The 23736-nt window shown below is 43.8% G+C and carries 24 protein-coding genes and 1 pseudogene; 17 read left to right on the top strand and 8 right to left on the bottom strand.

What is annotated here, in order from left to right; all coding sequences use genetic code 11:
- The 5 genes and pseudogenes from PPA03S_RS19345 to PPA03S_RS33985 all read left to right on the top strand — a co-directional run.
- Positions 1 to 972: an ABC transporter permease subunit gene (locus PPA03S_RS19345; RefSeq protein WP_062325306.1), complete on the top strand. Its 972-nt coding sequence runs from the start codon at positions 1 to 3 to the stop codon at positions 970 to 972.
- A 14-nt stretch (positions 973 to 986) separates the two neighbouring features.
- Positions 987 to 1916 carry a ribose ABC transporter substrate-binding protein RbsB gene (gene rbsB, locus PPA03S_RS19340; protein WP_062325304.1) on the top strand — a complete coding sequence of 310 codons (930 nt, stop codon included), beginning with the start codon at positions 987 to 989 and terminating at the stop codon, positions 1914 to 1916.
- A 185-nt stretch (positions 1917 to 2101) separates the two neighbouring features.
- Positions 2102 to 2467, top strand: coding sequence for a hypothetical protein (locus PPA03S_RS19335; RefSeq protein ID WP_062325302.1), 366 nt, complete (start codon positions 2102 to 2104; stop codon positions 2465 to 2467).
- 54 nt (positions 2468 to 2521) lie between these two features.
- The gene (locus PPA03S_RS19330) at positions 2522 to 3598 is read left to right on the top strand and encodes an NAD(P)H-dependent flavin oxidoreductase (RefSeq protein WP_062325301.1); all 1077 of its coding nucleotides are present in this window, start codon (positions 2522 to 2524) and stop codon (positions 3596 to 3598) included.
- Positions 3599 to 3624: 26 nt separating this feature from the next.
- A pseudogene (locus tag PPA03S_RS33985) lies at positions 3625 to 3781 on the top strand (arsenate reductase); the annotation flags it as partial.
- 87 nt (positions 3782 to 3868) lie between these two features.
- Here the strand turns inward: PPA03S_RS33985 and PPA03S_RS19320 are convergent.
- The gene (locus PPA03S_RS19320) at positions 3869 to 4321 is read right to left on the bottom strand and encodes a hypothetical protein (RefSeq protein ID WP_062325296.1); all 453 of its coding nucleotides are present in this window, start codon (positions 4319 to 4321) and stop codon (positions 3869 to 3871) included.
- A gap of 38 nt (positions 4322 to 4359) precedes the next feature.
- Positions 4360 to 4806: a hypothetical protein gene (locus tag PPA03S_RS19315; protein WP_062325293.1), complete on the bottom strand. Its 447-nt coding sequence runs from the start codon at positions 4804 to 4806 to the stop codon at positions 4360 to 4362.
- A 173-nt stretch (positions 4807 to 4979) separates the two neighbouring features.
- Between PPA03S_RS19315 and PPA03S_RS19310 the strand changes: the two genes are divergently transcribed.
- Both PPA03S_RS19310 and PPA03S_RS19305 read left to right on the top strand, forming a co-directional pair.
- A complete protein-coding gene (locus PPA03S_RS19310) occupies positions 4980 to 5552 on the top strand; it encodes a TetR/AcrR family transcriptional regulator (RefSeq protein ID WP_062325290.1) in 573 nt (190 codons plus the stop codon).
- Between the two features lie 312 nt (positions 5553 to 5864).
- On the top strand, positions 5865 to 6620 hold the full coding sequence (locus PPA03S_RS19305) for an SDR family NAD(P)-dependent oxidoreductase (RefSeq protein ID WP_062325288.1): 756 nt from the start codon (positions 5865 to 5867) through the stop codon (positions 6618 to 6620).
- A gap of 133 nt (positions 6621 to 6753) precedes the next feature.
- Here PPA03S_RS19305 and PPA03S_RS19300 read toward each other — a convergent pair whose 3' ends face one another.
- On the bottom strand, positions 6754 to 7365 hold the full coding sequence (locus tag PPA03S_RS19300; RefSeq protein ID WP_062325287.1) for a TetR/AcrR family transcriptional regulator: 612 nt from the start codon (positions 7363 to 7365) through the stop codon (positions 6754 to 6756).
- A 180-nt stretch (positions 7366 to 7545) separates the two neighbouring features.
- On the opposite strand from PPA03S_RS19300, the gene PPA03S_RS19295 reads away from it, so the two are divergent.
- The 5 genes from PPA03S_RS19295 to PPA03S_RS19280 all read left to right on the top strand — a co-directional run bounded on the left by PPA03S_RS19295 (position 7546) and on the right by PPA03S_RS19280 (position 12381).
- Positions 7546 to 8283: an SDR family NAD(P)-dependent oxidoreductase gene (locus PPA03S_RS19295; RefSeq protein ID WP_062325284.1), complete on the top strand. Its 738-nt coding sequence runs from the start codon at positions 7546 to 7548 to the stop codon at positions 8281 to 8283.
- 114 nt (positions 8284 to 8397) lie between these two features.
- Positions 8398 to 8526, top strand: a complete 129-nt coding sequence (locus PPA03S_RS33980; RefSeq protein ID WP_228469339.1) for a DUF6254 family protein — start codon at positions 8398 to 8400, stop codon at positions 8524 to 8526.
- A gap of 374 nt (positions 8527 to 8900) precedes the next feature.
- A complete protein-coding gene (locus PPA03S_RS19290) occupies positions 8901 to 11480 on the top strand; it encodes a glycosyl hydrolase (protein WP_062325488.1) in 2580 nt (859 codons plus the stop codon).
- 172 nt (positions 11481 to 11652) lie between these two features.
- The gene (locus PPA03S_RS19285; RefSeq protein ID WP_062325282.1) at positions 11653 to 12090 is read left to right on the top strand and encodes a ribonuclease; all 438 of its coding nucleotides are present in this window, start codon (positions 11653 to 11655) and stop codon (positions 12088 to 12090) included.
- 15 nt (positions 12091 to 12105) lie between these two features.
- Complete coding sequence (locus PPA03S_RS19280; RefSeq protein WP_062325280.1) at positions 12106 to 12381, top strand: barstar family protein; 276 nt, start codon at positions 12106 to 12108, stop codon at positions 12379 to 12381.
- 86 nt (positions 12382 to 12467) lie between these two features.
- Here PPA03S_RS19280 and PPA03S_RS19275 read toward each other — a convergent pair whose 3' ends face one another.
- The 4 genes from PPA03S_RS19275 to PPA03S_RS19260 form a co-directional block, all read right to left on the bottom strand.
- A complete protein-coding gene (locus tag PPA03S_RS19275; RefSeq protein WP_062325278.1) occupies positions 12468 to 14774 on the bottom strand; it encodes an MMPL family transporter in 2307 nt (768 codons plus the stop codon).
- 46 nt (positions 14775 to 14820) lie between these two features.
- Positions 14821 to 15444 carry a TetR/AcrR family transcriptional regulator gene (locus PPA03S_RS19270; RefSeq protein ID WP_082704228.1) on the bottom strand — a complete coding sequence of 208 codons (624 nt, stop codon included), beginning with the start codon at positions 15442 to 15444 and terminating at the stop codon, positions 14821 to 14823.
- 539 nt (positions 15445 to 15983) lie between these two features.
- Positions 15984 to 16685 (bottom strand): cytochrome c oxidase assembly protein, encoded by a 702-nt coding sequence (locus tag PPA03S_RS19265; RefSeq protein WP_326100253.1) that lies wholly within the window; start codon positions 16683 to 16685, stop codon positions 15984 to 15986.
- Positions 16686 to 16782: 97 nt separating this feature from the next.
- The gene (locus PPA03S_RS19260; RefSeq protein WP_411835371.1) at positions 16783 to 17256 is read right to left on the bottom strand and encodes a DUF2243 domain-containing protein; all 474 of its coding nucleotides are present in this window, start codon (positions 17254 to 17256) and stop codon (positions 16783 to 16785) included.
- Between the two features lie 270 nt (positions 17257 to 17526).
- On the opposite strand from PPA03S_RS19260, the gene PPA03S_RS19255 reads away from it, so the two are divergent.
- Positions 17527 to 18165 (top strand): sugar O-acetyltransferase, encoded by a 639-nt coding sequence (locus PPA03S_RS19255; RefSeq protein ID WP_062325273.1) that lies wholly within the window; start codon positions 17527 to 17529, stop codon positions 18163 to 18165.
- A 95-nt stretch (positions 18166 to 18260) separates the two neighbouring features.
- Here the strand turns inward: PPA03S_RS19255 and PPA03S_RS19250 are convergent, their stop codons facing one another.
- Positions 18261 to 19613 carry an MATE family efflux transporter gene (locus tag PPA03S_RS19250; protein ID WP_062325271.1) on the bottom strand — a complete coding sequence of 451 codons (1353 nt, stop codon included), beginning with the start codon at positions 19611 to 19613 and terminating at the stop codon, positions 18261 to 18263.
- A gap of 182 nt (positions 19614 to 19795) precedes the next feature.
- Here PPA03S_RS19250 and PPA03S_RS19245 point away from each other — a divergent pair, with 182 nt between their 5' ends.
- The 4 genes from PPA03S_RS19245 (at position 19796) to PPA03S_RS19230 (ending at position 23663) form a co-directional block, all read left to right on the top strand.
- Entirely contained in the window at positions 19796 to 20491 is a 696-nt protein-coding gene (locus tag PPA03S_RS19245) for a TetR/AcrR family transcriptional regulator (RefSeq protein WP_062325269.1), read from the top strand.
- A 17-nt stretch (positions 20492 to 20508) separates the two neighbouring features.
- Positions 20509 to 21399, top strand: coding sequence for an AraC family transcriptional regulator (locus PPA03S_RS19240; protein WP_062325267.1), 891 nt, complete (start codon positions 20509 to 20511; stop codon positions 21397 to 21399).
- Between the two features lie 213 nt (positions 21400 to 21612).
- Entirely contained in the window at positions 21613 to 22581 is a 969-nt protein-coding gene (locus PPA03S_RS19235) for a sugar phosphate isomerase/epimerase family protein (RefSeq protein WP_062325266.1), read from the top strand.
- Between the two features lie 17 nt (positions 22582 to 22598).
- A complete protein-coding gene (locus PPA03S_RS19230; protein ID WP_062325264.1) occupies positions 22599 to 23663 on the top strand; it encodes a Gfo/Idh/MocA family protein in 1065 nt (354 codons plus the stop codon).
- Positions 23664 to 23736 lie beyond the last annotated feature (73 nt).

Here is a 23736-nt window from a genome sequence, read left to right as displayed (position 1 = left end):
ATGACAACTTTGCAGGAAAACCAACCCGCCAAAAGCGGCTTCCGTTTAACGAATCTGACACAAAAATTGGGCCCGTTATTAGGGCTGATCATACTCATCATTATCGTATCCGCATTAAATCCAAGCTTTTTAGAACCGCTTAACATTTTAAATCTATTACGACAGGTTTCGATTAATGCACTGATTGCCTTTGGCATGACGTTTGTTATTTTGACTGGCGGGATCGACTTGTCAGTAGGCTCCATTCTGGCTTTATCGAGCGCCTTTGTAGCCAATATGATGTTGTCCGGCCTGGATCCCATTCTCTCAATCATTATTGGGGTCGCACTCGGTGGTGTCATGGGTATGGTAAATGGACTGATGATTACAAAAGGAAAAATGGCTCCGTTTATAGCTACATTGGCGACGATGACCGTATTCCGGGGATTGACACTCGTGTATACAAACGGTAACCCAATTACGGGACTGGGCGACAGCCTGATGTTCCAGCTGTTTGGGCGCGGTTATATGCTTGGCATTCCTGTGCCGGCCATTACCATGTTAATTACTTTTGTAATTCTCTGGACGATTTTGCACAAAACAGCCTTCGGCCGCAAAACGTATGCGCTTGGTGGCAACGAGAAGGCTTCCATTATCTCGGGCATTAAAGTGCATCGTGTGAAAATCATGATTTACTCTCTGGTTGGTATGTTGTCAGCATTGGCAGGCGCGATTCTGACTTCCCGTCTGAATTCTGCACAGCCTACGGCAGGTACTTCATATGAACTGGACGCCATTGCTGCTGTTGTTCTGGGTGGAACAAGCCTTTCGGGCGGTAGAGGACGAATTGTCGGTACACTGATCGGGGTCCTGATTATCGGCGTGTTGAACAATGGTTTGAACCTGCTCGGCGTGAACTCATTTTACCAAATGGTTGTGAAAGGCGTCGTTATTGCTATCGCTGTCCTGCTGGACCGCAAGAAAACGGCTTAAGGAGAGAAGCGAACATGAAAAAACTAACCATATTGCTTGTAAGTGTAATGATGATCGTTCTGGCGGGGTGCTCCCTGGAGCCTCCGGGCTGGGCCAAGCCCGACTCTGCCGGAAGCAATGGACAGAAAAAAATCGGCCTGTCGGTTTCCACGTTAAATAATCCCTTCTTTGTATCCCTCAAAGACGGGGTAGTTGCAGAAGCCAAAAAACAAGGAATTCAGGTCATCGTGGTTGATGCGCAAAATGATTCGGCCAAACAAACCAATGATGTGGACGACCTTATACAACAAGGCGTGGATGCCCTTCTGATTAACCCTGCGGATTCCGCGGCAATCTCCACGGCCGTTCAGTCTGCCAATAGCGTAGGCATTCCTGTGGTTACACTGGACCGTTCGGCAGACAAAGGGGACGTGGCAGCGTTGGTTGCATCCGATAACGTCAAGGGTGGACAGATGGCAGCAGAATATTTCGTAGAACACCTTGGCGAGGGAGCGAAAGTGATTGAACTTGAGGGTGTACCTGGAGCTTCCGCAACAAGAGAGCGAGGAAAAGGTTTCCACGAGGTTGCCGACCAAAAACTTGATGTGGTTGCCAAGCAGTCTGCCGATTTCGATCGCTCCAAAGGGTTGAATGTGATGGAGAATCTGCTGCAGGGCAATCCTGACGTGCAGGCGGTATTTGCTCATAACGACGAGATGGCACTGGGTGCAATTGAAGCGATCCAAAGCTCCGGCAAAGACATCCCTGTAATCGGATTTGACGGCAACGATGATGCGATCAAATCCATACAGGACGGGAAGTTGACGGCCACAGTCGCTCAACAGCCTGTACTGATTGGCCAGCTGGCGGTGCAAGCAGCTATGGATGTGCTGAATGGCAAGCAGGTAGAGAAATCCATTCCGGCTGAATTGAAGCTGGTAACCAAAGAAAACGCCAGTAACTAAATATGCTTGTACATCCCGCTCTGGACCAAGTATCAGAGCGGGATTTTTGCTTTGTATTCAATCGTTTCGGAGTCGGCAACAGTGATGAACGTAACTTTACATTGTGGACGTTGAGACATAATATGTAAGAGAACGAATGAATGAGCGGAATAACAATCCCAGATATAAAGAGAGGTCTGCAATACATGGAGAATGTATCTACTGAAGTTAAAATGGAATCATTCCAAGCCTTCCAATCGGTAATTCGCAAATCGGAAAACGCCCTGGCAAATATGACTGGGAAAGGAAGTAACACGACTCTGTTAAATAAACGCCTCAAAGCATTGTACATCGGTTTAGCCATGCTGGAAACGGCTTGGAATCTAAAACCTCATCATTATAGTGAGGCAGATTTAACAGAAGCTCGCCATGTTTTGACTGGTTTATTCCCGATACTGGAGAACATGGATGGTAAGTCAAAAACGGGCAGCCCTCAAAAAACGCTTATCGCAAGAAGAGTGAAAGCATTTGAACTGGCTGTTCAGGCCATGGATGATCTTGTGAAAAACTAAATAACAACCCTTGGAGCTTGTTGAGGAACAACATGATAAGGAGGTTCAATACATATGGCTATTCAATTAAAAACCAATCTGTGTAACGTTTTTAACATTCGTTATCCTATAGTTTTAGCGGGAATGGCGGGGATCCCCCATATGGTTCCTATGGTATCCGCTGTTTCTAACGCTGGAGGCCTGGGAACTTTAGGTGCAGCCTACATGAGCCCGTTGGACATCAAGGAAGCCATTCAGGGGATCAGAAAGCTTACTCAGGAACCCTTCTCTATTAATATTTTTTCTGTTATGGGTGCAGATCAATACAGCAATTTTAATCAGGTCAATGAAAGTTTGAATGGAATACGAACTTCATTAGGAATATCTCATCCGGTTGTGAACGATATACAAACCCCTGACTATTTTGAAGAACAATTTAAGATTCTACTGGATGAGAAGGTACCCATTATTAGTACAACATTCGGGTTGATCTCAGAGAAGTTAATGGAAAAAGCCAAACGAGCAGGCATACAAATAGTGAATACAGCCACAACAGTTGATGAGGCCGTTCAAGCCGAGCAACGAGGGTGTGATGTAATTGTTGCTCAAGGAACGGAAGCAGGAGGGCATCGAGGTACATTTGATGTATCCTCACGTCCGATGGGGGCTAATATTGGGACGATGGCTCTTGTTCCCCAAATCGTCGACCGGGTTAAAATTCCCGTGATTGCAGCTGGCGGCATTATGGATGGCAGAGGGCTTGTAGCTGCGCTTTCGTTGGGAGCTCAAGGAATTCAAATGGGCACTCGTTTTCTGACGGCAGCAGAATCAGGAGTGCATCCGGCTTATAAAAAGGCATTACTCGAAAGCACAGAGGAGAGCACGGTTGTTACAAATGCCTTCTCTGGTAGGCCCGCAAGAGGAATAACCAACGCGTTTATTCGACGTTGGGACGATAATCACATCAAGCCCCTTCCTTTCCCTACCCAGAATACGCTAACGCGCGACATCAGAAATGCGTCCTCTCGCTTGAACAATCCTGATTACATGGCTCTATGGGCAGGGCAGGGTACAAGAATGCTGAAAGCGAATCAAGAGGTTAGCAGTATTATTCACCAAGTTATGGATGAAGCCCAACGTATTATAGAATAGCAATGCAGGAGGCAGCCGAAAAGCTAAAATGTCCCGTTACACCTCAACAAGTGAAGCATTGAACATTGGGGATTCGGTGATCCTGCCAAAGCACAATGGGCAGATGAAGAGATATGGACAGTTTTCCAGAGAGTCCGTGACCAGATTGGAGAACGAATCAAAAATTTCGCTGCCACCGGTAAGCAGCACCAAAATTTCAAAAATTCAAACAACCATCTCAATAAATTGAGATGGTTAATTTATTCTCATAATATAATTCAAACATATGACTTAATCATCTGAATAAACGGTTGCATTGAAACTCTCAGGACCTAAACGTACGTTACTCACATTATAAATTGGATTATAGGAGAATATGGCGTACGCTGAGTAGACAATCTGTCCATTACCAGGTGGTGGCACGTTGAAATCCGAACCGGTAAAGCTTAATACGCAAGGACTAAAAAACGGGTTGGCCAACACAATTGTGCCCGTCGCATAAACAAGCTGCTGCGAACTGCCCAATCCGCGGTACACTTCTATCACCAGATTTCCGTTAACAGGCAACTGACTTGCCGTAACTTCGACGATCCCTGAAAAGAGAGTCCGGATCCACATGCCCGGGTTACTGACTTGCAATCCAACTTGGGCAAACAATAGAGGGACGCCATTCGTGAAGCTGGGATTTAACACTTGCTGCCCGTTGGAGCCTTGGGAAGTTCGTGCATCTAACGTTTTAACCATGGGATATTCCTCCTTCCTTCCTTTTCATACAGACTAAGTTAGTCGTCGCTGTATGCAACCGCATTGAAGCATTCTGGCCCAACACGGCTGGCTTGTTCTAATGGGGATACCGGAACAAATGTCACAAAACAAGAATAGATAAGCTGCCCGGTAGGAGGGGGAGGCACATTGTAATCAGAACCCTGGAAGCTTGCCAGTATGCTTCCCACAGATGGATATACAGGTTCGGAAACGACATAAATTGGCGTACCTGTATAAGTGGAACCTCTGAAAATTTCGAACCGAACGGAAGACGGTTGGGAAGACAAATTTGCTACCGAAATTCGATAAGTTCCGTTGAACTGAGTGCGAATAACTAACCCTGGATTGACAATGTTCAGTCCAAGTATCCCCACCAAGGTAGGTGTGTTTGGAGTAAGAGGGATATTAAGCGGAGTAGTACCGTTAGACCCTAGAGAAGTACGGGCGTCAAGCGTACGAACCATAGCAATTCCTCCAATCTATTATTTTGATATATCATATGTAGCTAGTTTCAAAGAGTTGTCAGCTAAGCGGCAAGCATTTTCTGTGATTTCTGAAAACCAGCTCTATTGCCTCTGGGAGAAGCAGTTTCCCAATCGTTCGCTTAAATGTATAATGATTATTCGAGGTGATGACGATGGCAAGATCAAAAGAATTTGAAGTTAATGAAGTATTAGATAAAGCAATACATCTGTTCTGGACACAAGGATATGAGAAAACTTCAATGCAAGACCTGGTAGAATATATGGGCATTCACCGGAGAAGCATCTATGATACGTTTGGGGATAAACATGCTCTATTTATGAAAGCACTTGAACGATATGAAATAAAGCAGACGAACAAAATGAGCTTTTTGGTTCATACACAAAAGCCGGTCAAAGAGATTATTCAAGCTTTGTTTGAGTCTACAGTAAGAAATGAAGGAGAACCTTTAGGGTGTTTTCTTGTGAATTCTGGCGTGGAACTTGGCGTACTCGACCCTGAAGTTGCATCCTTAGTTAATGAAAGTTATTTGCGAACCGAGGAGTTCTTGAACAACCTTCTTTTGGCAGGTCAACAAACGGGTGAAATCAAGACTGATTTAGACCCTGTAGTTACTTCTCATTATTTAATGAATGCATGGATCGGACTACGAACATTGGTTAAGACCACAGCAGATCAGCAAAAATTGAACAATATTATTCATGTGACACTATCCATTTTAGATTAACGCGGAATTAAGATATGACAGATGACAGACAAAGGGTGTCTCATCCATTGTGGACAGTTTGTTTTAGTGATACAGGCTCTTGGCCTTTTGTCTTTCTGAAGAGCTTGTATCTCATATCTGGTTAAACGTACAAGACCGCGTTCCAAGCTCAGTTCATAACCTGAAAAAAAATTCTTTACTGTTCATTCTAGAAATGCTATGCTAAATAGCAAGTTAGATCTAACTGTTTTTTTTACCCTATAAAGAACGATCGTTCTCAAATGTTTGGAGTCTGATCTACACTAATCTGTATGTCATGAAGGAGAGAATAGAATGAAGTATACCGTTATTACTGGGGCAAGTTCAGGGATTGGATATGAGACGGCATTGGCATTTGCCTCACGAGGCAAAAACGTAATCCTGGTCGCTAGAAGATTGGACAAATTAGAAGAGCTCAAATCAGCAATTCAGGGTATTAATCCTGCTGTACATGTTATCGTACTAACAAGTGATCTATCGGATACAAGTCAGGCATATACACTCTATAACACGCTTAAGGAATATCATATCGAAACCTGGATAAATAATGCAGGGCTCGGTGAAGGTTCTTTTATAGCAGAACAGAATTTGGGAAAAGTTGAAACGATGTTACGTGTGAACATTGAATCTCTAACGATCCTTTCCACATTATATGTACGCGATTATGCAGACGTAGAGGGTACTCAGTTAATTAATGTTGCATCCGCACTTGGATACGCCATCGCTGTTGGAAGTGTTGCTTATTCTGCTTCCAAATACTATGTTAGTGCCTTCACGGAAGGGCTTGCAAAAGAACTGGAAATAAAAAATGCAAAGCTAAAAGCAAAGGTCTTAGCTCCCGCGATAACGGAAACGGAATTCGTCAAAAAATCAATGGATGCTGAAGAATTTGACTACAAGGCGAACATGCCTAAGTATCACACTGCCAAAGAAATGGCAGGCTTCATGTTAGATCTGTATGATCACAACGAAGTCGTAGGGATTGTAGACCACAACTACAATTTCAATCTGAGAAGCCCCATCTATCCAATCATCGGAGAATTGCATTAATCTACTGAAAGTTTCAAATCAATCAGAAAGAAGCTTCTGATTCAGCAGTTTTTTGATTTAAGGTATCAAGTTCTTTTCCAGGATCGAGGACATGAACTTGGTACCTTTCCAAATTTTGAATACGATACGGTAATCAATCCAACTTATTTCCCACATAATAAAAAGAGTGAATGTGGGTTTTTGACAGTTCGATCACATTATAGATAAACGCCTCGCGTGACTCACGAAATCCGCTTAATATCCAATTGTTCAATAACCCAAAGAAACCATATGCTGTATAGTACTTGAAATACTCCATATTAACCGGAGAGTTGTTGATGGTTTCGAAGATAAACTGTTCCTCATAAATTTTCAGGATGGTCTGCGGAAAACCTGTATGCAGTCCTGGTAACGTGTCATCATATCGAATCAGTTCAAAGAAGTCTCGGTGTTCATAGATATAATCCACGATTTGAAAGGATTCCGAATTGAGTTTAATGCTGTATATCTTTTGACCGTGCGAATATGGCATGCCTACGGCAATCCTAATACCTTCAAGCTTCTCATTCAACAAATCTTCGGCAAGCACAAATTTATCTTGGTAGTGTAAGTAAAATGTACTGCGATTATAACCCGCCAGATCAACGATATCTTTGACAGATACAGCATTGAAGCCTTTTTTCTTAATAAGCTGGATCAGAGCCGTTTTAAGGTGCTCCCTGGTTCGATGGCGCTGTTGAGATGTTATAATTTGTTCATCATTCATACATAGTAGACTCCTATACAAAAATAGACATTGTTCCACGATGTGTCTACAGGGTAGACACATCTACATATCTTAATGATTGGATTGTTATAATTTTAAGCATACAATTATATTTGTAAACGTCATATAGCACATATGCGAATAGGTGCTATTCAAAATAGTATACTGGAGGATTCTATCATGGGCAAACTTCAAGACAAAGTAGCAGTTATTACAGGAGGCGCATCCGGAATCGGCGCAGCGACAGCACGCTTATTCGTATCCGAGGGAGCCAAAGTGGTCTTGGTGGACCTGAATGAAGAAAAAGGCAAGGCGTTTGAGCAAGAACTGAAAGCGCTTAAAGCGGATGCCATCTTTATCAAAGCGAACATCACGAGTGAACAAGAGGTTGCTGAGATTTTCAAACAAACCGTTGAAGCATTCGGGAAAGTGGATATCGTATTTAACAATGCAGGAATTGGACGTGTTCATCCTTCGCATGAGCTGGACTATGCCGAATGGCGCAATACGGTCAACGTAGATCTGGACGGCGTATTCTTGGTCGCACGTGAATCCATTCGTGAAATGCTCAAAATTGGTGGTGGGACTATCGTTAACACGGCTTCCATGTACGGGTGGGTTGGTTCACCGGGTTCTGCAGCCTACAATGCAGCAAAAGGCGGCGTTGTGAATCTGACTCGTTCGCTCGCCCTGGAGTATGCTGAGAAAAATATTCGGGTGAATGCACTTTGCCCAGGCTTCATCGATACACCGATTATTCCAGAAGAGAGCAAGCAGGCTCTATCTTCGGCAACACCAATGAAACGGCTCGGTCAAGCAGAAGAAATGGCCAAAGCCGTTCTGTTCCTGGCTAGTGACGATTCATCCTATATGACGGGTAATAGCCTGATCGTTGATGGAGGATACACTGCCCAATAAGAGGTTGAGAATGATGTCTGTTAACTAAATTGAATATCTTGAATGAAAATAATTGTAAATGGCATCATAGTAAAGTAGTATACACTCTATTTTTACCAGAGGAGGAGATCTTTTATGGCTCGCCAGAAGAAAAGGCAGGAAGCTGCTTGGAAGTCACGAAAGCAAGAACAGCATCCCCATGGTAAAATCAAATCGCTTAAAGAACTATCAAGCGAATATGAAGAGAAACATACTACGTTTTAAGCGAAAGACTGCCGGAGAAATTTGCCGGCAGTCTTTCGAACTAATGTCACGGACAGCTAATAGCCCCACGGGATAGGTAGGATCAATATCTGCGATTCGTACATAATTCAGACCCAATGTTCTACAGACCGATATGGGGAGCAATGCCATACCTTGATTAGGCCTTAATTCTGTATTCGAAGAACTTAACGAGAACAGCCCCCATGGGAATGCCGCCAAATAGCGGCTTTTTTTATTTACTGAAGGACTGCAACTATTTTTCAGCCCATATATTTGCAAAACTTGATACATATGCTATGTTTAGGATGAAAGCGCAACCATGAATGGACAGATTGAAATTCTTTCTCATATTTCAGTTGGAGAGGATAATGAAAATGAAAAATTTGTTCAAAAAGGCAAGCGCATTGATGATGGCATTCATTCTGCTGCTCGGATTGGTGACAACGCCTATTCATGCAGTACCCCCGCTTTTTACGATTGAAAGCGAAAACGCTTTACTTTCCTCCGACCTTCAAGTAGTGACTGAAATTTACGGTCAGCCCAAGCCCGGATTCTCCGGGAGTGGATTTGTCTGGATGCAAAATTCCGGCACCATTACATTCACAGTAACTGTCCCGGAAACCGGCATGTATGCGATCTCCACCCGTTATATGCAGGAGTTAAGCGCTGACGGCAGACTTCAATATTTATCCGTTAATGGTGTAACCAAAGGTTCGTATATGCTGCCTTACACGACTACATGGAATGATTTTAATTTTGGCTTTCATAAGCTGAATCAAGGAAGCAATACCATTGAGCTGAAGGCTGGCTGGGGATTTGCTTATTTCGACACCTTCACTGTGGATCATGCTGTTCTAGATCCCTTGGATGTCCAGCCGGTGCTCACCGATTCCGAGGCCACACCTGAGACGCAACTACTTATGAATTATTTAACAGAGGTGTATGGAAACCATATCATCTCCGGTCAGCAGGAAATTTACGGAGGCGGGAATGACGGCAATACGGAGTTGGAGTTTGATTGGATTAATAATTTAACTGGAAAGTATCCCGCCATTCGCGGCTTTGATTTTATGAACTATAATCCGCTTTACGGGTGGGAGGATGGCACAACGGATCGGATGATCGATTGGGTGAATAACCGGGACGGAATTGCTACAGCATCATGGCACATCAATGTACCCCGAAATTTCACCACCTATCAGCTTGGGGAGCATGTGGATTGGAAGGAAGCCACCTACAAGCCCACAGAAACTAATTTTAATACAGCCAACGCTGTGATTCCGGGTACAAAAGAATATCAATACGTCATGATGACGATTGAAGATCTAGCGGAACAGTTGCTGATTCTGCAAGATAACAATGTGCCGGTTATTTTCCGTCCCTATCATGAGGCTGAGGGCAATGGCGGCTTGAATGGGGAAGGTGCGTGGTTCTGGTGGGCTTCAGCAGGTGCAGACGTATATAAGCAGCTCTGGGATCTGCTCTATACCGAACTTACAGAGACATACGGTTTGCATAACTTGATCTGGACGTACAACAGCTATGTGTATAACACTTCTCCTGCATGGTATCCTGGCGACGATCAGGTAGACATTGTTGGCTATGATAAATACAATACGATCTACAACCGCAATGACGGTTTGTCTGGCGTACCTAATGAGGATGCCATTACTTCGATTTTTTATCAGCTGGTTGATTTAACGAACGGTACGAAAATGGTTGCCATGACGGAGAACGATACGATCCCAAGCGTACAGAATCTGACAGAGGAAAAATCGGGATGGCTCTACTTCTGTCCATGGTATGGCGAACATCTTATGAGTTCTGCATTTAATGATCCTGCCACTCTAACAACACTTTATCAAAGCGATTATGTTATCACACTGGATGAGCTGCCCAATTTAAAGGTAAACCCTCCTAATCCAAGCACATCCATCACACCTGCAACCGTTGAATTTGACAAAAATGCACCCAGTCCAAGTGACATAACCATTTCCCTGAATTTAAACGGAAATACATTAAACGCTCTCCGGGTCGGCACCAATGCATTAACTGCGTCTCAAGATTATATCTTAAACGGAAATACGCTGCTGCTGAAAAAAGAATTTTTGGCCGGGCTGCCAGCTGGTGATCATTCGATCGTCTTTGATATTAATCAAGGCCAAGATCCTGTATTAAAAGTTAAAATCGTCGATTCAATACCAGGCGCAAACGCTGTCATTTCGCCCGCGAATGCGACGTTTGATAAAGCAGTGAATCTAGCACAGGATATTTCCGTATCCCTTACCTTAAATGGAAAACAGCTTACGAGCATAACAAATGGAAATTATACGCTTGTGTTGGGCCAGGATTATACGGCATCCAACTCTGGTGTCGTTCTGGGGAAATCCTATCTTTCCACGCTTTCGTTGGGGCAGCATGCGATAACCTTTCATTTCAACGGAGGAAATAACGCTGTTCTTACAGTGAATGCAGTGGACAGCAGTGTTTCTGTACCTTCAGGGGACTTGACGATCCAAGCCTTTAACGGCAATACAAGTTCATCCACCAACGGAATCTCACCCCACTTCAAAGTAATGAACAGTGGGGATGCGCCCATTCAGTTGAGTGATGTAAAACTCAGGTATTACTATACGATTGACGGGGAAGAAGCGCAGAGTTTCTGGTCTGACTGGGCCAGTATTGGGAGTGCAAATGTAACCAGCAAATTCGTTAAATTGGCAACTCCAGTTGCCGGAGCGGATTATTATTTGGAAGTTGGATTTACAAGTTCCGCCGGAATGCTTAATCCCGGACAAAGCGCAGAAATTCAAGCACGGTTCTCCAAAAATAACTGGTCCAACTACAACCAGGCTAACGATTATTCGTTTAAGGCATCCGCCAGTCAGTTTGTAAACAATGAACAAGTCACCGGGTATATAAACGACCAGCTTGCATGGGGGAATGAGCCGTGAGAAGGCGGGAATAGCGGGTTGGGTTGGGGAATATATTCTGCCCCGACCCCTTTTTTTGTGGGATGTTCGGACGTTTGGAGACAACATTAGGTCCATGGAGTCGCTATTTTAGCGGCTTTTTTGTTATGATGGGTAAGATGCTAAAAGCTCAGAAGGAGATTGATTGTAAACCATGTATTTCAAAAAATGTTTAAGTGCTTTGCTTATTATTCTAGCGACCATCTTGTTTACGGGATGTTCACTCGAAACGGCTTCATTTAATGGTTCATCTCATGCTAATTCACCTCTAACGCAATTTGATGAAGTAGCTATGTATATTTCGGAGCACCATGAACTTCCAGAAAATTACATAACCAAGAAAGAGGCCAGAGAACTGGGCTGGGAGCCAAGCAAAGGAAATTTGGAAAACGTGGCCCCAGGCCAAAGTATAGGCGGTGATGTATTTCAAAATCGCGAAGGGTTGTTACCCAAGAAAAAGGGCAGGACTTGGTACGAAGCAGACATTAATTATTCAGGAGGAACGCGAGGAAGCGATCGAATCCTGTACTCCAATGATGGCTTGATCTATAAAACAACCGATCATTACCGTACGTTTGAACAAATGGAATAGGGAAGGGGAGATCGTATGAAAACTATTGTCATTTACGGAAAGGACATTCATGGCAAAGAAGAATTACATGACGTTCTTCAGGCCAGACTTGAATTAGGCGCCTCTTACGGCCGAAATTTGGATGCATTATGGGATTGCTTGACTGGCTTCGTCTCCATGCCACTTACCATTCAATGGATTGATTTTGATGCAAGCAGGAAGTCTCTTGGAGAATACGCAGATCGTTTATTAGATTTAATGCAAGAAGCGGAAGAAGAGTTGGAAGAGTTTACGTTTGAGTTAATCATATAGATAGAAAATAAGAACCAGCAGCCAATTACTGGCTGCTGGTTCTTATTTTAATATCCAAACCAAGTCAAATCATATAACACGTTGCATCATAACTTGGAAGGTTCATTTTCTTTGGCATTGAGCGTAGCAATCAGCTTCTCACCTTCGACATCAAGGTTCGGCAGAATGCGGTCCAGCCATTTCGGAAGTGCCCAGGATTTGTCACCGAAAAGAGCCATAATGGCAGGAACCAATCCCATGCGAATGATGAAAGCATCGATCATAATTCCTACAGCTAATGTGAAACCAATCTGTTTGATCATGACGTCATCCGTAAATATAAATCCTGCAAATACAGAGACCATGATCACCGCAGCGGCTACAACAACGCGACTTACCTGGTTGTACCCATGAATAACGGAATCGACCCCTCTGTGACCATGGACGTAGGATTCCCGCATAGAACTAACAAGGAATACTTGATAGTCCATCGCCAGCCCATACAGGATACCGGTCACGATGATTGGCATAAAGCTTAGCAGCGGACCACCTGTATCGAAGCCGAAGAGGGAATGCAGCCAGCCCCATTGAAATACAGCTGTAGTGATCCCAAATGTAGCCAGGATGCTGAGCAGAAAGCCAATCGTTGCTTTAATTGGAACGATAATCGAACGGAATACAAGCAGCAGAATGATAAGCGACAGCAGGATAATAATCCCCACATAAATCGGGAATACCTGTGCCAATTTGGATGACATATCAATGTTAACGGCAGTGAGTCCCGTAACACCAAGCTTAACGTCATTCTTCTGTGCAATGTTCGATTCCGTAGATCGTAAATCGTTCACCAGATCTTTCGTGATTTTATCGTTAGGACCCGTTTTCGGAATGAGACTGAAAATAGCCAGATCCTCCGTCATGCCCAGCGGGGTAACCTGTGCAATATTTTTTTGGCTTTGAAGGTCCTTGACGAGATTGCCTAGGAGTTCCGGAGTAATGTGAGCAGAAGAATGATTAGGTTCTGCGACGAGAATAAGCGGGCCGTTAAACCCTTCGCCAAAGCCTTCGGATATGGCATCATAACTTTGTCTTGCCGTCGTATCCAGATTGGCTGAGGATGCTCCCGGGATGCCCATTTCCATTTTGGTTATTGGCGTTGCTGCTACACCTAGTACAACAATGATGGCGATAATTGTGACCCAACGATACTTGATAACGAATTTAACCCATCTATCAGCGACTCCGTGACTTCCCTCTTTAGAATGTTTCACGCTTTTCTCGCGGGCTTTAGGTGAACAGATGCGTTCACCTACCAATCCAAGCAGAGCCGGCAACAGGGTTAGAGCAACGAATACGTTGATGAGAACGGTAGCAGCAGCGACCAACGCCATCGTGGATAAGAACGTGAGTCCGATGACAAGCATACCGCAGAGTGCAATAATAACAGTCAAACCGGCAAAAAATACGGCGCTGCCGGATGTGCCAATCGCTCTTGCGGCAGCCTCTTGTGCGCTCAAGCGTTGATCAATAATCATCCGGCGTTGGCGATTGACAATGAATAGAGCGTAATCGATCCCCACAGCCAGTCCAACCATCAGAGCCAAGACTGAAGTAACACTGGGCATTTCTATAAATTTGGAGATGGAGAAGGCTCCGCCTACGCCGATGCCAACACCGAGAAGCGCAGTAACAAGGGGAAGACCTGCTGCAACGACGGAGCCGAGTGTTATCAGCAAAACAATTACAGCAATGATTAGTCCAATAATCTCTGCCGAGCCTACACCGATGGATACCGTTTTGAGTGTTTCGCCAGGGAGCACGGTAATGTTGGTTCCATTCTCTACAGTCATAACGGAATGGATTACGGAATCAAATACATCTTGAGTAATTGCAGATTGCTCGATGGTAAACTGAAATTGGAACAGTGCAATGTTGCCGTCAGAAGAAATTAGGACACCAGGAACAGGAACACCCTCCACGATCAGAGGTCCATAGGGTGGAGGAGAGGCTAATGCTGATTGCTGCATATTGGCAGCTTGAGCCATGTCAGCGGCTGCACCGGAACTGCTTGCCTCAGCTGCATAATCGGCAGGGTTAATCACATCGTTCAACCCGTATACTTCATTAACACCCTTCATCATTGCAGCCAAGCGTTCAGGCGTATCCAAACGCTCGTTATCAGGGGCCTTGAATACTACGCTTCCTTGACCACCAGAGGCCGCGGGAAGTTCTTTTGCTAACTGGTCCAGAACTTTTTGCGATTCAGTACCTTCAATCTTCATTTCGGAACTGATATGAATACCATTCATGCTGATCATCGAAATGACGATCCCCAATATTAACACCCAGCCTATGATGAAATACCCCGGTTTGCGAAAAGCAGTCTTTCCCAGTTTGTATAATAATGTAGACATCTCTCTATTTTACACTCCTTCTAAGGTGAATATCGATTGTTGCGCATTAGAATCCTTTGCGCAAATAAACAAACATGGTTTCTAGAAACGCGTCGAATGTCACAGCCCCAGCTCTTTGGTGATCATTCATGTTTTGACCCGGCAGCAACACATTAAGTCTTCCATCAATTAAAGGGAGAATTGTTCCGTATACCGCATTAATTAATAGATAAGTATATACCTCGTCATCATTTCCGTTTGACAGGTCTAACAATGTTTCTTGAGCTTTCGTCTGCATCTGGTGCACTACCCCGAGGAAATGCGGTTCCAAGACCGGATATTTTTGGGAAAGCAACAAAAGTTCACGCAATCTTCCTATGAGGTTCGCTGTTAGCTGCATCTTGATTAGTTGATACAGAACGTCAAGCAAGGAGGCATTTGGGGGGATTTTGGTGAGCAAATTCTCGAATTCAGTAGTGCTATGAACAGATGTAGCTCCCATCGCTATTGCTTCTTCCTTACATGTGAAATAGTTTGCGAAAGTTCTTCTGGAATAACCTGCTTTTTGCACGATATCCTCAACAACAAAGCCGTCCAATCCATGTTCAAGTGCAAGTTCAAATGCCGCAATAGCTAGTGATTGCTCTGTCGCTTCTTTTTTTAAATGCCGTAAGGTTGGTTTGGTCATCATTTTCCGCTTATGCGTACACCTCCAACAGGGCTGTTTCTGAGGGGATGCAAAAGTGAGTTGTTGACTTCATTGTGGTGCACACGACTCCTTTCTACCTTATTTACGAGACACTACAATTTTCTGCACTAACTACATACTTCCAAAACTTATCCTAACCTAATTTTGCTCATTGTGCAATTTTACTCAAAAGGCATTTTTTTGTGCCACAGGAACGTAAAAGCGAATATCGAAAAAGCACTAATATAATGTGGCTATTTTAGCGTTTTTTACTTTAAGGGTACAAGGGAAACGATAAAGGGATACTAGGAAAAGGAGTGTGAAGACATGAGGAAAAAGGAAGTCGCCTGGAGCTTTGCGTTTTGATCACCCTGTGGAAGCCATTCATCCGATTAGCGATATAAAGCACAGGAATCAAAGTAATTCCTTGAATGACTGACAAGTACGGGGGCGGCTTCAACATCTGAAGCGAACCGAAGTTGGAGCTTATATCCAGTACAGCCGAAATTGGTGACGTAAGGGATGAAATATTAATACCATCACTAGCTCATAGTTAGGCTTGCTCGAGGCCGAGTTGCTCTAAACCAATGCAAACATAATATGAAGATAATCACCATATCAACGGCATCTCCACCATAGTACATGAGCATGCCTCCGAGCTTGGCTTGATCCAAAGGTACACCATTAGGCGGGTAGGCATAGATTATCTTTGATAAAACGCCATGACCTGCTAAGGAAATAATGAGTACAATTGAGCGGTACAAAAAGGAGAATCGGTGGGTTATTGGGTCAATGTAAATTATGGACACTGTGAACAGATAGCCTGCTGCGAATATATGGAAATGAATGATGAGATGCAAAAGGGTATTCTCGTGCATGAGAGAGTACAAGTTTGTAGTGTATATTATCCAAAGTCCTCCTATATTAAGGAGTGATGTGATAATAGGGTGAGTCAATATCCGGGACGTCCAACTTCTCAGAATACGTGTAAGACGCCGGGCTAACGGTATACTTAGCGATTTCAGCAGAAGAGTCATGGGTGCGGCCAATACCATAAGCAATGGTGCTAGCATACCTAAAAATAAATGACTGACCATGTGCGCAATAAAATCAGTATGGGCAAGATTTGCAAGGGGGCCAGCCACGGACATAACTGCAAAAAGAACGCCAATTGACCAGAAAACAGTCCGGTATAATGGCCAAGGTTTCTTACGACTGGAACGGACTGCAGCAAAGATATACATACCAAACGCGACTACAAAAGGTAGTGCTAGAATCAGTTGAGGTACTATCGATGTAATATGTTGCAGCTCGGTTCCATGGTTATGATGAATGTGAGTATCAATGTTCATATGAGTGAGCCTTTTCGGATGATGGGCTGCTTCTTGTGCGATAAATAAGACTGAGCCCAATCAGGATCATTAGAGCAGCCAAGATGTTCCAGACCAAGTCGTAGAAAATGACATTTTCCACATAACGAATCTGATGGATCCCCATTAGTTTGTGTTGAATGAGCCCATCATATAATTGGAAGCTACCCGCTCCCAGAAAAAGCCCTCCCCACCATCTCGGAAGCCAAATAGCGTTTCGTCTTCGAAGATCGGCATACATAAACAATCCTCCGATTGTCGCAAACCAGCTAAAAGCGTGAAACAGACCATCTGAAATCAGACCAACATCTGTGGTGGACTTGTCATAAAAATGATGCCAACGCAGCAGTTGATGGAAAAAGGTCTCATCTATAAAGGCAACTAAACCAATTCCGAATAGAATCCCAGACCAAAGATTTCGGTTAGAATATACGAAGCGACTCATTACCTTTGAGTTTAAATGTTTGCCCTCAGTTCTAATCGCCATCTTCACTTCACCTCCACTAAAAAACATTACTTTATTATCCAATATACCCATATGAATGGATTGTACTCCGATTATATCCGACCCTTGAAGAAGACTATGATCATCCACTGACAAAAAAGTATTCGAAAATGCATTCATAAATAAATAGTTTATAAAAAACCATTATAAAGGTAGTATATGAAGTGTGGGTTTTGATGTATCGAAGTATCCATAACGGGAGTTGATCACATGACTGAAGAAGAACGAATTTTTGAGGGGATTTTATTTAGTCCCGGTCATTCTGACCTTAAGGCCATCAAGCTGCGCTCACACAATCTTAGTAGTCAATACAGTCGTACCTTTGAGGATCAAACGGAGGAACGCGAAGCATTACTTTTGCAGATCTTGGGCAGAAAAGGTAACCATTGTTTTATCCAAGGTCCCATTTTCTTTCATTATGGCATTCACACAGAAATCGGTAACCATTTTTTCGCAAACTACAATCTGACCGTCCAGGATGATGCCAGAGTTACGATCGGTGATCACGTCAGTTTTGGGCCTAACGTTACCATTGTTACACCGATTCATCCTTTTATTGCTTCAGAACGTCGACAAATGTTGGACTCAAACGGTGAAGCCAAGACTCTCTGCTACGCCAAACCTGTCACGATCGGAAATGATGTTTGGTTATCCGCTAACGTTACGGTGTGCGGAGGTGTTACGATCGGCGACGGGTGTGTCATTGGCGCGGGAAGCGTAGTGACCCAAGATATCCCTGAGGGCTCTTTTGCAGCGGGTGTTCCCTGCAGAGTCATCCGCCCCATCACAGAATCGGACAGCATGCGCTATAAACCGGATGTCCTGGCCGATTGCAGCGTAATTGAATAAAAAACACAACATAAGCAAACCGTTCCTAGACATGGGAACGGTTTGCTTATTTCGATTAGCACATCTTAGTTTAGTGGGAAGCTGTACGATGTTTTTTACTGTACGAAATGATCCAGTTCCGGCTGCAATTTATTCCGCAGAACATACAGCATGATCGCCCCTACAAGGAACGCAACAACATCGGCAATAACCAGCGACCAAACCACCCCGTGGAAGCCATTCATTCGGTTGGCGATATAGAGCACAGGAATTAGCGTAATTCCTTGAATGACTGACATAATAAACGCAGCGGTACCTTGCGCTGTGGCTTGGAAGATCCCCATAAACAAAGAGGTCATTCCTGTAACGAACAAGGATAAAAATGTGACATGCAGAATGTAGCTGCCCATTTCAATTAATAGCGGGTCACTTGTAAACAAACCAATTAAGTGGTCGGATATCAGATAGACGATAACACCGAACACAACTGCTAACAACACAATCGCTTTGATCGTGAAACCAATCGTTTGCTTCATGCGTAATTTATTCGCTGTAAAAGAGAAGGCAATCAACGGCACGACTCCCTCGCACAAACCCATCAGAATAAATTCAGGAAATTGCAATAAACGTGATGAAATTCCATAGCCCGCAATGGCCTGATCCCCATATTCGACAAGAAAATGGTTAAAGATGAGTGACATTGCACCCAAGAAGATGCTCATAACAAAGACGGGAACTCCAATTTTAAATACATTGGTCAAAATATCCTTGGAAGCCTTGAACCATTTTACGGAGACGGTTAAGAATGGGCTCTTATATCCTATATGGAAGGCGTAAAATACACTCGCGACCAGGTTGGAAATGACCGTTGCAGACGCAACGCCGATTACGCCCCAATGGAAGATGAAGATCACAAGTGCATCGAGAATAATATTGACAACAACACTGAGCACCATACCGATCATCGACGTGATTGCTGCACCCTCCGAGCGCACAATATTCTCCAGTGTGAAGAATAATATGATAAATGGTGAACCAATGAGCATCACCGAAACATACTCCTTCGTAAATCTGAAGGATTCTGGCGTTGCCCCCAGACCATGAACGATCGAATCGATGAATGGGAGACCAACGACCATCACGATCAGACCGAGAACCAAACTGCTGTAAAAGGCGAATGAAGACACATGCTTCAGATCATCCCATCTTTTTTCTCCTAACAAACGGGAGATGAATGTACCGCTCCCCATGCCAATCAAGTTCCCTAGCGCCATAATGACCGCGAATAGCGGCAAGGTCAGTGCAAGTGCGGTTAACATGGCCGTATTGCCCAGTGTACCAAGGAAATAAGCATTCAATATGGAATAAATGACACTCATTGACGTGCCTAGCATCATTGGTACAGCGAAGTGAGCTACGGCTTTTCCGATCGGCGCTTTTTCAAAATAATGGAGGTTTTCTGCATCCATGTGGATCACTACTTTCTTCGTTTATTTTAGTCATGAAATGAATGGGAATGGTGGAATTCGAAAGATCGTTCCAACTCCCAATCTAACAGTGTTAGTTTGTACCTTACAGTGTTAGATGGTATCATGAACCTATAAACCTGTAAAGCATAAACTTACACTGTTAGATAAAAGGGCGGATAAGGATGAAAAAACAACAGCCTCAGATTTCAGAAGATATGATCTTGGAAGCCTCGTGGGAGCTTCTGGGGGAGGAAGGTATTGAAAAATTCAGCATGAGACGGTTGGCCGATCGGCTCGGTATTCAAGCTCCCTCTTTGTATTGGTACTTTAAAAGCAAGCAGCATCTTTACCAGCATTTGGCCAACCAAATATCAAAAATAATTTTGGAAGAGTTCCACTCGGAAGGGGACTGGAAAGAGCAAATGTCGGGACTTGCGGTAACGATACGAGGAGTGCTCCATCAGTATCCCTGTTCCACGCAGCTCATGATGCTCACGCTGCCACACGAGCCGGACATGATTCGTTTCACCAACCGGATGCTGCTCTGCATGGAATCGACTTCACTGGAGGAAGAGCAGAAATTGCAAGCGGTTCTTACCCTTGTGAACTATGTTTTTTACTTCGTTCTGGACGGATATCAGCATCAACGGACAGTCTCCGTTATTTCTAAGGACAAGGGGGGGCTTTCCAGCGGGGAGATGATGCCTCTTTTGGACTCTATGAGCGAGACGGAAGCGGGAGTGTTCCGGAGAATGTACAGTAGCGGGCTGTTTGAGATGATGGGGACAGATGGGGCATTTGATTTTGGATTGAAATTGATTCTGTTGGGGATTGAGCAGGTGATACAGGAGCAGGAAAAGTATAATGCAATGGATTAATGGGGGGAGGTATGGAAATGAGTTTATATCTAGAAATCCCGGAACTTGACAAACGTCTTCCGTTTCGGAGCTTTATTCACAAAGGGGATGTGCTTTGTTATCCTCACTGGCATAAGGAGATTGAAATCATATATGTGACTCAAGGAAGCTTGGATTTGGGGATGAATGATAAAGTGATGCGCCTGAAGCAGGGAGAGGTACAAATCATTAATGGCGGGGACGTCCACTTTTTTTTGTCATCCCCGGATAGCGAACGAATCGTTATTCAATTTGATCTAATTCTTTTCCAGGATGTATCCTCACTAATTTACGATGACCGGTCGCTGCGAGACATCTTTACAGAAATAGAGCAATCAAGCTGGAACTGGCCTCATGAAACGGTAACCAAGCTGATTCCGCTTCTTCAAAGCATAAGCACAGAAGATATCGAGCGTAAAGAAGGCTATGCTTATATGATCAAGGCCAAGCTTTACGAAATGTTGGCTTTTATTCTTAGAGATATTCCGAGGAGTAGTGAGCAGCATCGGCATCAAAGTTCAGAGAATACCTTGACTCCGACCAAGGAAATGCTTATGAAGCTGGAACGAATCTTCGAATATGTAGAAAACCATTATCAAGAATCAATTACCCTCAAGGACGTTGCTGACTATATAGGGTTTAGTCCTTATTATTTCACGAAGTTTTTCAAGAAAAATACGGGAATGACCTTTGTAACTTTTTTAAATGAATATCGAATTAATAAAGCGAAATGGATTTTGCTCAATGAAAACTATTCGATTACTGAAGTAGCTGAGGAGGCAGGTTTCAGTAGTGTAAAGACGTTTCATCACTTCTTTAAGGAAGCGACCGGAACATCGCCTTTAAAGTATCGCATGACAATATCCGAGAATAAAACAGCAAGAAAATAGGAAGATAGTCTTTAATCAGACTTGTATGATAAGGGTGTCAAACAAGTTGAGGGTTAGAGATTTTTGCATGTTTTACATCATCATAAAACGTGACGGGAAGGCAAAATCGATTTTGGGATTGAAAATGTGGTAATTCCCATTGTAACTGCTCAACTTTTTTACATATGTCACAACCATAACTAATCATAGTTGCGAAAAGAGAGGAATGTTACGATGAAACTGGGCGTGTTTGATCCGTTATTTTCTAATTTGTCGTTAGATGACATGCTGGATAAGTTAGCAGCTGCCGGTTTGGATGCCGTTGAGATTGGTTCCGGAGGCAACCCGGGAAATGCGCATTGTCCTACAGATGAGTTGCTTGCAAGCGAAGAGAAACGAAAGGCTTATCTAGAGAAGTTTGAGCGACGCGGTTTGATCATCAGCGCTTTTAGTTGCCACAACAATCCGATTTCTCCAGATCCTGAGGAGGCTCGGGAAGGCGACGACATTTTACGTAAATCAATCAAGCTGGCTTCTCTTATGGGAGTCCCCGTCGTTAATACATTCTCTGGTACTGCCGGAGACAGTGATGATGCGAAAGCTCCAAACTGGCCTGTTATTCCATGGCCAACTGTATACAGCGATATTAAGCAATGGCAGTGGGAAAATAAGCTTATCCCCTATTGGAAGGAAATCGGTAAGTTGGCCGAAGAGCATAATGTAAAAATAGGGATCGAACTGCATGGCGGATTTTTGTGCCATACACCATATACGATTTTGAAATTACGAGAAGAGACTAACGATGCAATTGGCGTAAATCTGGACCCTAGCCACTTATGGTGGCAAGGTATCGATCCGGTAGGTGCGATTAAAATATTGGGCAAAGCCGGCGCGATCCATCATTTTCATGCCAAAGACACTTATCTGGATCAGGATAACATTAACATGTACGGGTTGCTGGATATGCAGCCTTATGGGGATGTGCAAAATCGCTCCTGGACGTTCCGCTCCGTAGGCTGTGGACATAGCCTGTCAGAATGGTCCGACATTATCAGTGCTTTGCGGGTTTACGGATATGACTATGTTATAAGCATTGAACATGAAGATCCGTTGATGTCAACTGAAGAAGGATTCAATCGTGCTGTTACCAACCTGCAATCTATCTTGATTCGCGAACAGCCTCACGATATGTGGTGGGCCTAGTCAGAAAGGGAAGGACGATGAAAATGGACAATCGAAACTATAATGTAGCAATCGTTGGTTATGGGGGGATGGGCAGTTACCATGTCCAGTTGATTGAACCTGTACCACAGATTTCCGTAATTGGTGTATACGATACCGTTGAATATCGGATGGAATTGGGAAAGGAAGCCGGCTTTAAAACTTACGCAAGCCTGGATGCCGTTTTGGCAGATGAGCTTGTAGATGTGGTTTTGATTGCTACACCTAACGATGTTCATAAAGATATAGCAATCCAGGCCCTTCAGGCTGGTAAACATGTCATTTGCGAAAAACCGGTGACGATAACCAGCGAGGATTTTAAAGATATCGTCAAAGTAGCGAACCATGAGAAGCGCTTGTTTACAGTGCATCAAAATCGTCGCTGGGATGAAGATTTCCGGATTGCCAAAGACGTAATCGACAAGAAGACCCTGGGAGAACTGTTCCATTTGGAATCCCGGGTACAGGGAGCCAATGGTATTCCTGGTGATTGGCGTCAACTGAAGGATTACGGTGGAGGTATGTTGTTGGATTGGGGCGTGCATTTGCTGGACCAACTGCTTCTGATTACGGACAGCCAAATTGAAAGCGTGACATCTACGCTAAGTTATATTTTGGGAACTGAAGTGGATGATGGATTTACCAGTTATATTACGTTTAAAGATGGCTTGACGGCACTTATTGAGGTGGGAACAACCAACTATGTGAAGTTACCGAGATGGTACATCAAAGGAACGGAAGGAACGGCAATCATTAGGGACTGGGATTTGAGCGGAGAGATCATCACCCGGAATCCGGATGTTGCTCATGTGGAGCCGAAACCCATCAAAGCGGGGCAGGGATTGACCAAGACGATGGCGCCGCCGTCCGAAGAGTCCACGCTAAAGTTTGCGATTGAGAAGCCGGATTTGAAACCGCAAAGTTTTTATGAGAATTTTGTCTCTGCAATCGAAGGGAAATCTGAACTTGCAGTTAAGCATGATGAAGTTCACAGAGTACTGGTGCTGATTGAGACCATTTTTGAGGCAGCAGAGACCAAAAGTGTGATCCATAGAAGTATATAAGGGGCTTTCTGTTTTCCCTGTAACCGCCTTCTATGTCATATGTCAAGTAGACTGTTAAAAATTAGACTTAAGC

Origin of the sequence: Paenibacillus pabuli NBRC 13638 (assembly GCF_001514495.1) — a bacterium.
Classification (GTDB): Bacteria; Bacillota; Bacilli; order Paenibacillales; family Paenibacillaceae; genus Paenibacillus; species Paenibacillus pabuli.
This window is presented reverse-complemented; position numbering and strand designations above follow the sequence as displayed.

Excerpts from the sequence above, each read along its gene's own strand:
- PPA03S_RS19295 (WP_062325284.1), top strand. The coding sequence starts at position 7,546 with ATGGGCAAACTTCAAGACAAAGTAGCAGTTATTACAGGAGGCGCATCC.
- PPA03S_RS33980 (WP_228469339.1), top strand. The coding sequence starts at position 8,398 with ATGGCTCGCCAGAAGAAAAGGCAGGAAGCTGCTTGGAAGTCACGAAAG.
- PPA03S_RS19250 (WP_062325271.1), bottom strand. The coding sequence starts at position 19,613 with ATGGATGCAGAAAACCTCCATTATTTTGAAAAAGCGCCGATCGGAAAA.
- PPA03S_RS19330 (WP_062325301.1), top strand. The coding sequence starts at position 2,522 with ATGGCTATTCAATTAAAAACCAATCTGTGTAACGTTTTTAACATTCGT.
- PPA03S_RS19315 (WP_062325293.1), bottom strand. The coding sequence starts at position 4,806 with ATGGTTCGTACGCTTGACGCCCGTACTTCTCTAGGGTCTAACGGTACT.
- PPA03S_RS19320 (WP_062325296.1), bottom strand. The coding sequence starts at position 4,321 with ATGGTTAAAACGTTAGATGCACGAACTTCCCAAGGCTCCAACGGGCAG.
- PPA03S_RS19285 (WP_062325282.1), top strand. The coding sequence starts at position 11,653 with ATGTATTTCAAAAAATGTTTAAGTGCTTTGCTTATTATTCTAGCGACC.
- PPA03S_RS19305 (WP_062325288.1), top strand. The coding sequence starts at position 5,865 with ATGAAGTATACCGTTATTACTGGGGCAAGTTCAGGGATTGGATATGAG.
- PPA03S_RS19280 (WP_062325280.1), top strand. The coding sequence starts at position 12,106 with ATGAAAACTATTGTCATTTACGGAAAGGACATTCATGGCAAAGAAGAA.
- PPA03S_RS19260 (WP_411835371.1), bottom strand. The coding sequence starts at position 17,256 with ATGAGTCGCTTCGTATATTCTAACCGAAATCTTTGGTCTGGGATTCTA.
- PPA03S_RS19230 (WP_062325264.1), top strand. The coding sequence starts at position 22,599 with ATGAAAATGGACAATCGAAACTATAATGTAGCAATCGTTGGTTATGGG.
- PPA03S_RS19265 (WP_326100253.1), bottom strand. The coding sequence starts at position 16,685 with ATGTATATCTTTGCTGCAGTCCGTTCCAGTCGTAAGAAACCTTGGCCA.
- PPA03S_RS19270 (WP_082704228.1), bottom strand. The coding sequence starts at position 15,444 with ATGATGACCAAACCAACCTTACGGCATTTAAAAAAAGAAGCGACAGAG.
- PPA03S_RS19300 (WP_062325287.1), bottom strand. The coding sequence starts at position 7,365 with ATGAATGATGAACAAATTATAACATCTCAACAGCGCCATCGAACCAGG.
- PPA03S_RS19290 (WP_062325488.1), top strand. The coding sequence starts at position 8,901 with ATGAAAAATTTGTTCAAAAAGGCAAGCGCATTGATGATGGCATTCATT.
- PPA03S_RS19235 (WP_062325266.1), top strand. The coding sequence starts at position 21,613 with ATGAAACTGGGCGTGTTTGATCCGTTATTTTCTAATTTGTCGTTAGAT.
- PPA03S_RS19240 (WP_062325267.1), top strand. The coding sequence starts at position 20,509 with ATGAGTTTATATCTAGAAATCCCGGAACTTGACAAACGTCTTCCGTTT.
- PPA03S_RS19275 (WP_062325278.1), bottom strand. The coding sequence starts at position 14,774 with ATGTCTACATTATTATACAAACTGGGAAAGACTGCTTTTCGCAAACCG.
- PPA03S_RS19335 (WP_062325302.1), top strand. The coding sequence starts at position 2,102 with ATGGAGAATGTATCTACTGAAGTTAAAATGGAATCATTCCAAGCCTTC.
- PPA03S_RS19310 (WP_062325290.1), top strand. The coding sequence starts at position 4,980 with ATGGCAAGATCAAAAGAATTTGAAGTTAATGAAGTATTAGATAAAGCA.
- PPA03S_RS19245 (WP_062325269.1), top strand. The coding sequence starts at position 19,796 with ATGAAAAAACAACAGCCTCAGATTTCAGAAGATATGATCTTGGAAGCC.
- PPA03S_RS19255 (WP_062325273.1), top strand. The coding sequence starts at position 17,527 with ATGACTGAAGAAGAACGAATTTTTGAGGGGATTTTATTTAGTCCCGGT.
- rbsB (WP_062325304.1), top strand. The coding sequence starts at position 987 with ATGAAAAAACTAACCATATTGCTTGTAAGTGTAATGATGATCGTTCTG.
- PPA03S_RS19345 (WP_062325306.1), top strand. The coding sequence starts at position 1 with ATGACAACTTTGCAGGAAAACCAACCCGCCAAAAGCGGCTTCCGTTTA.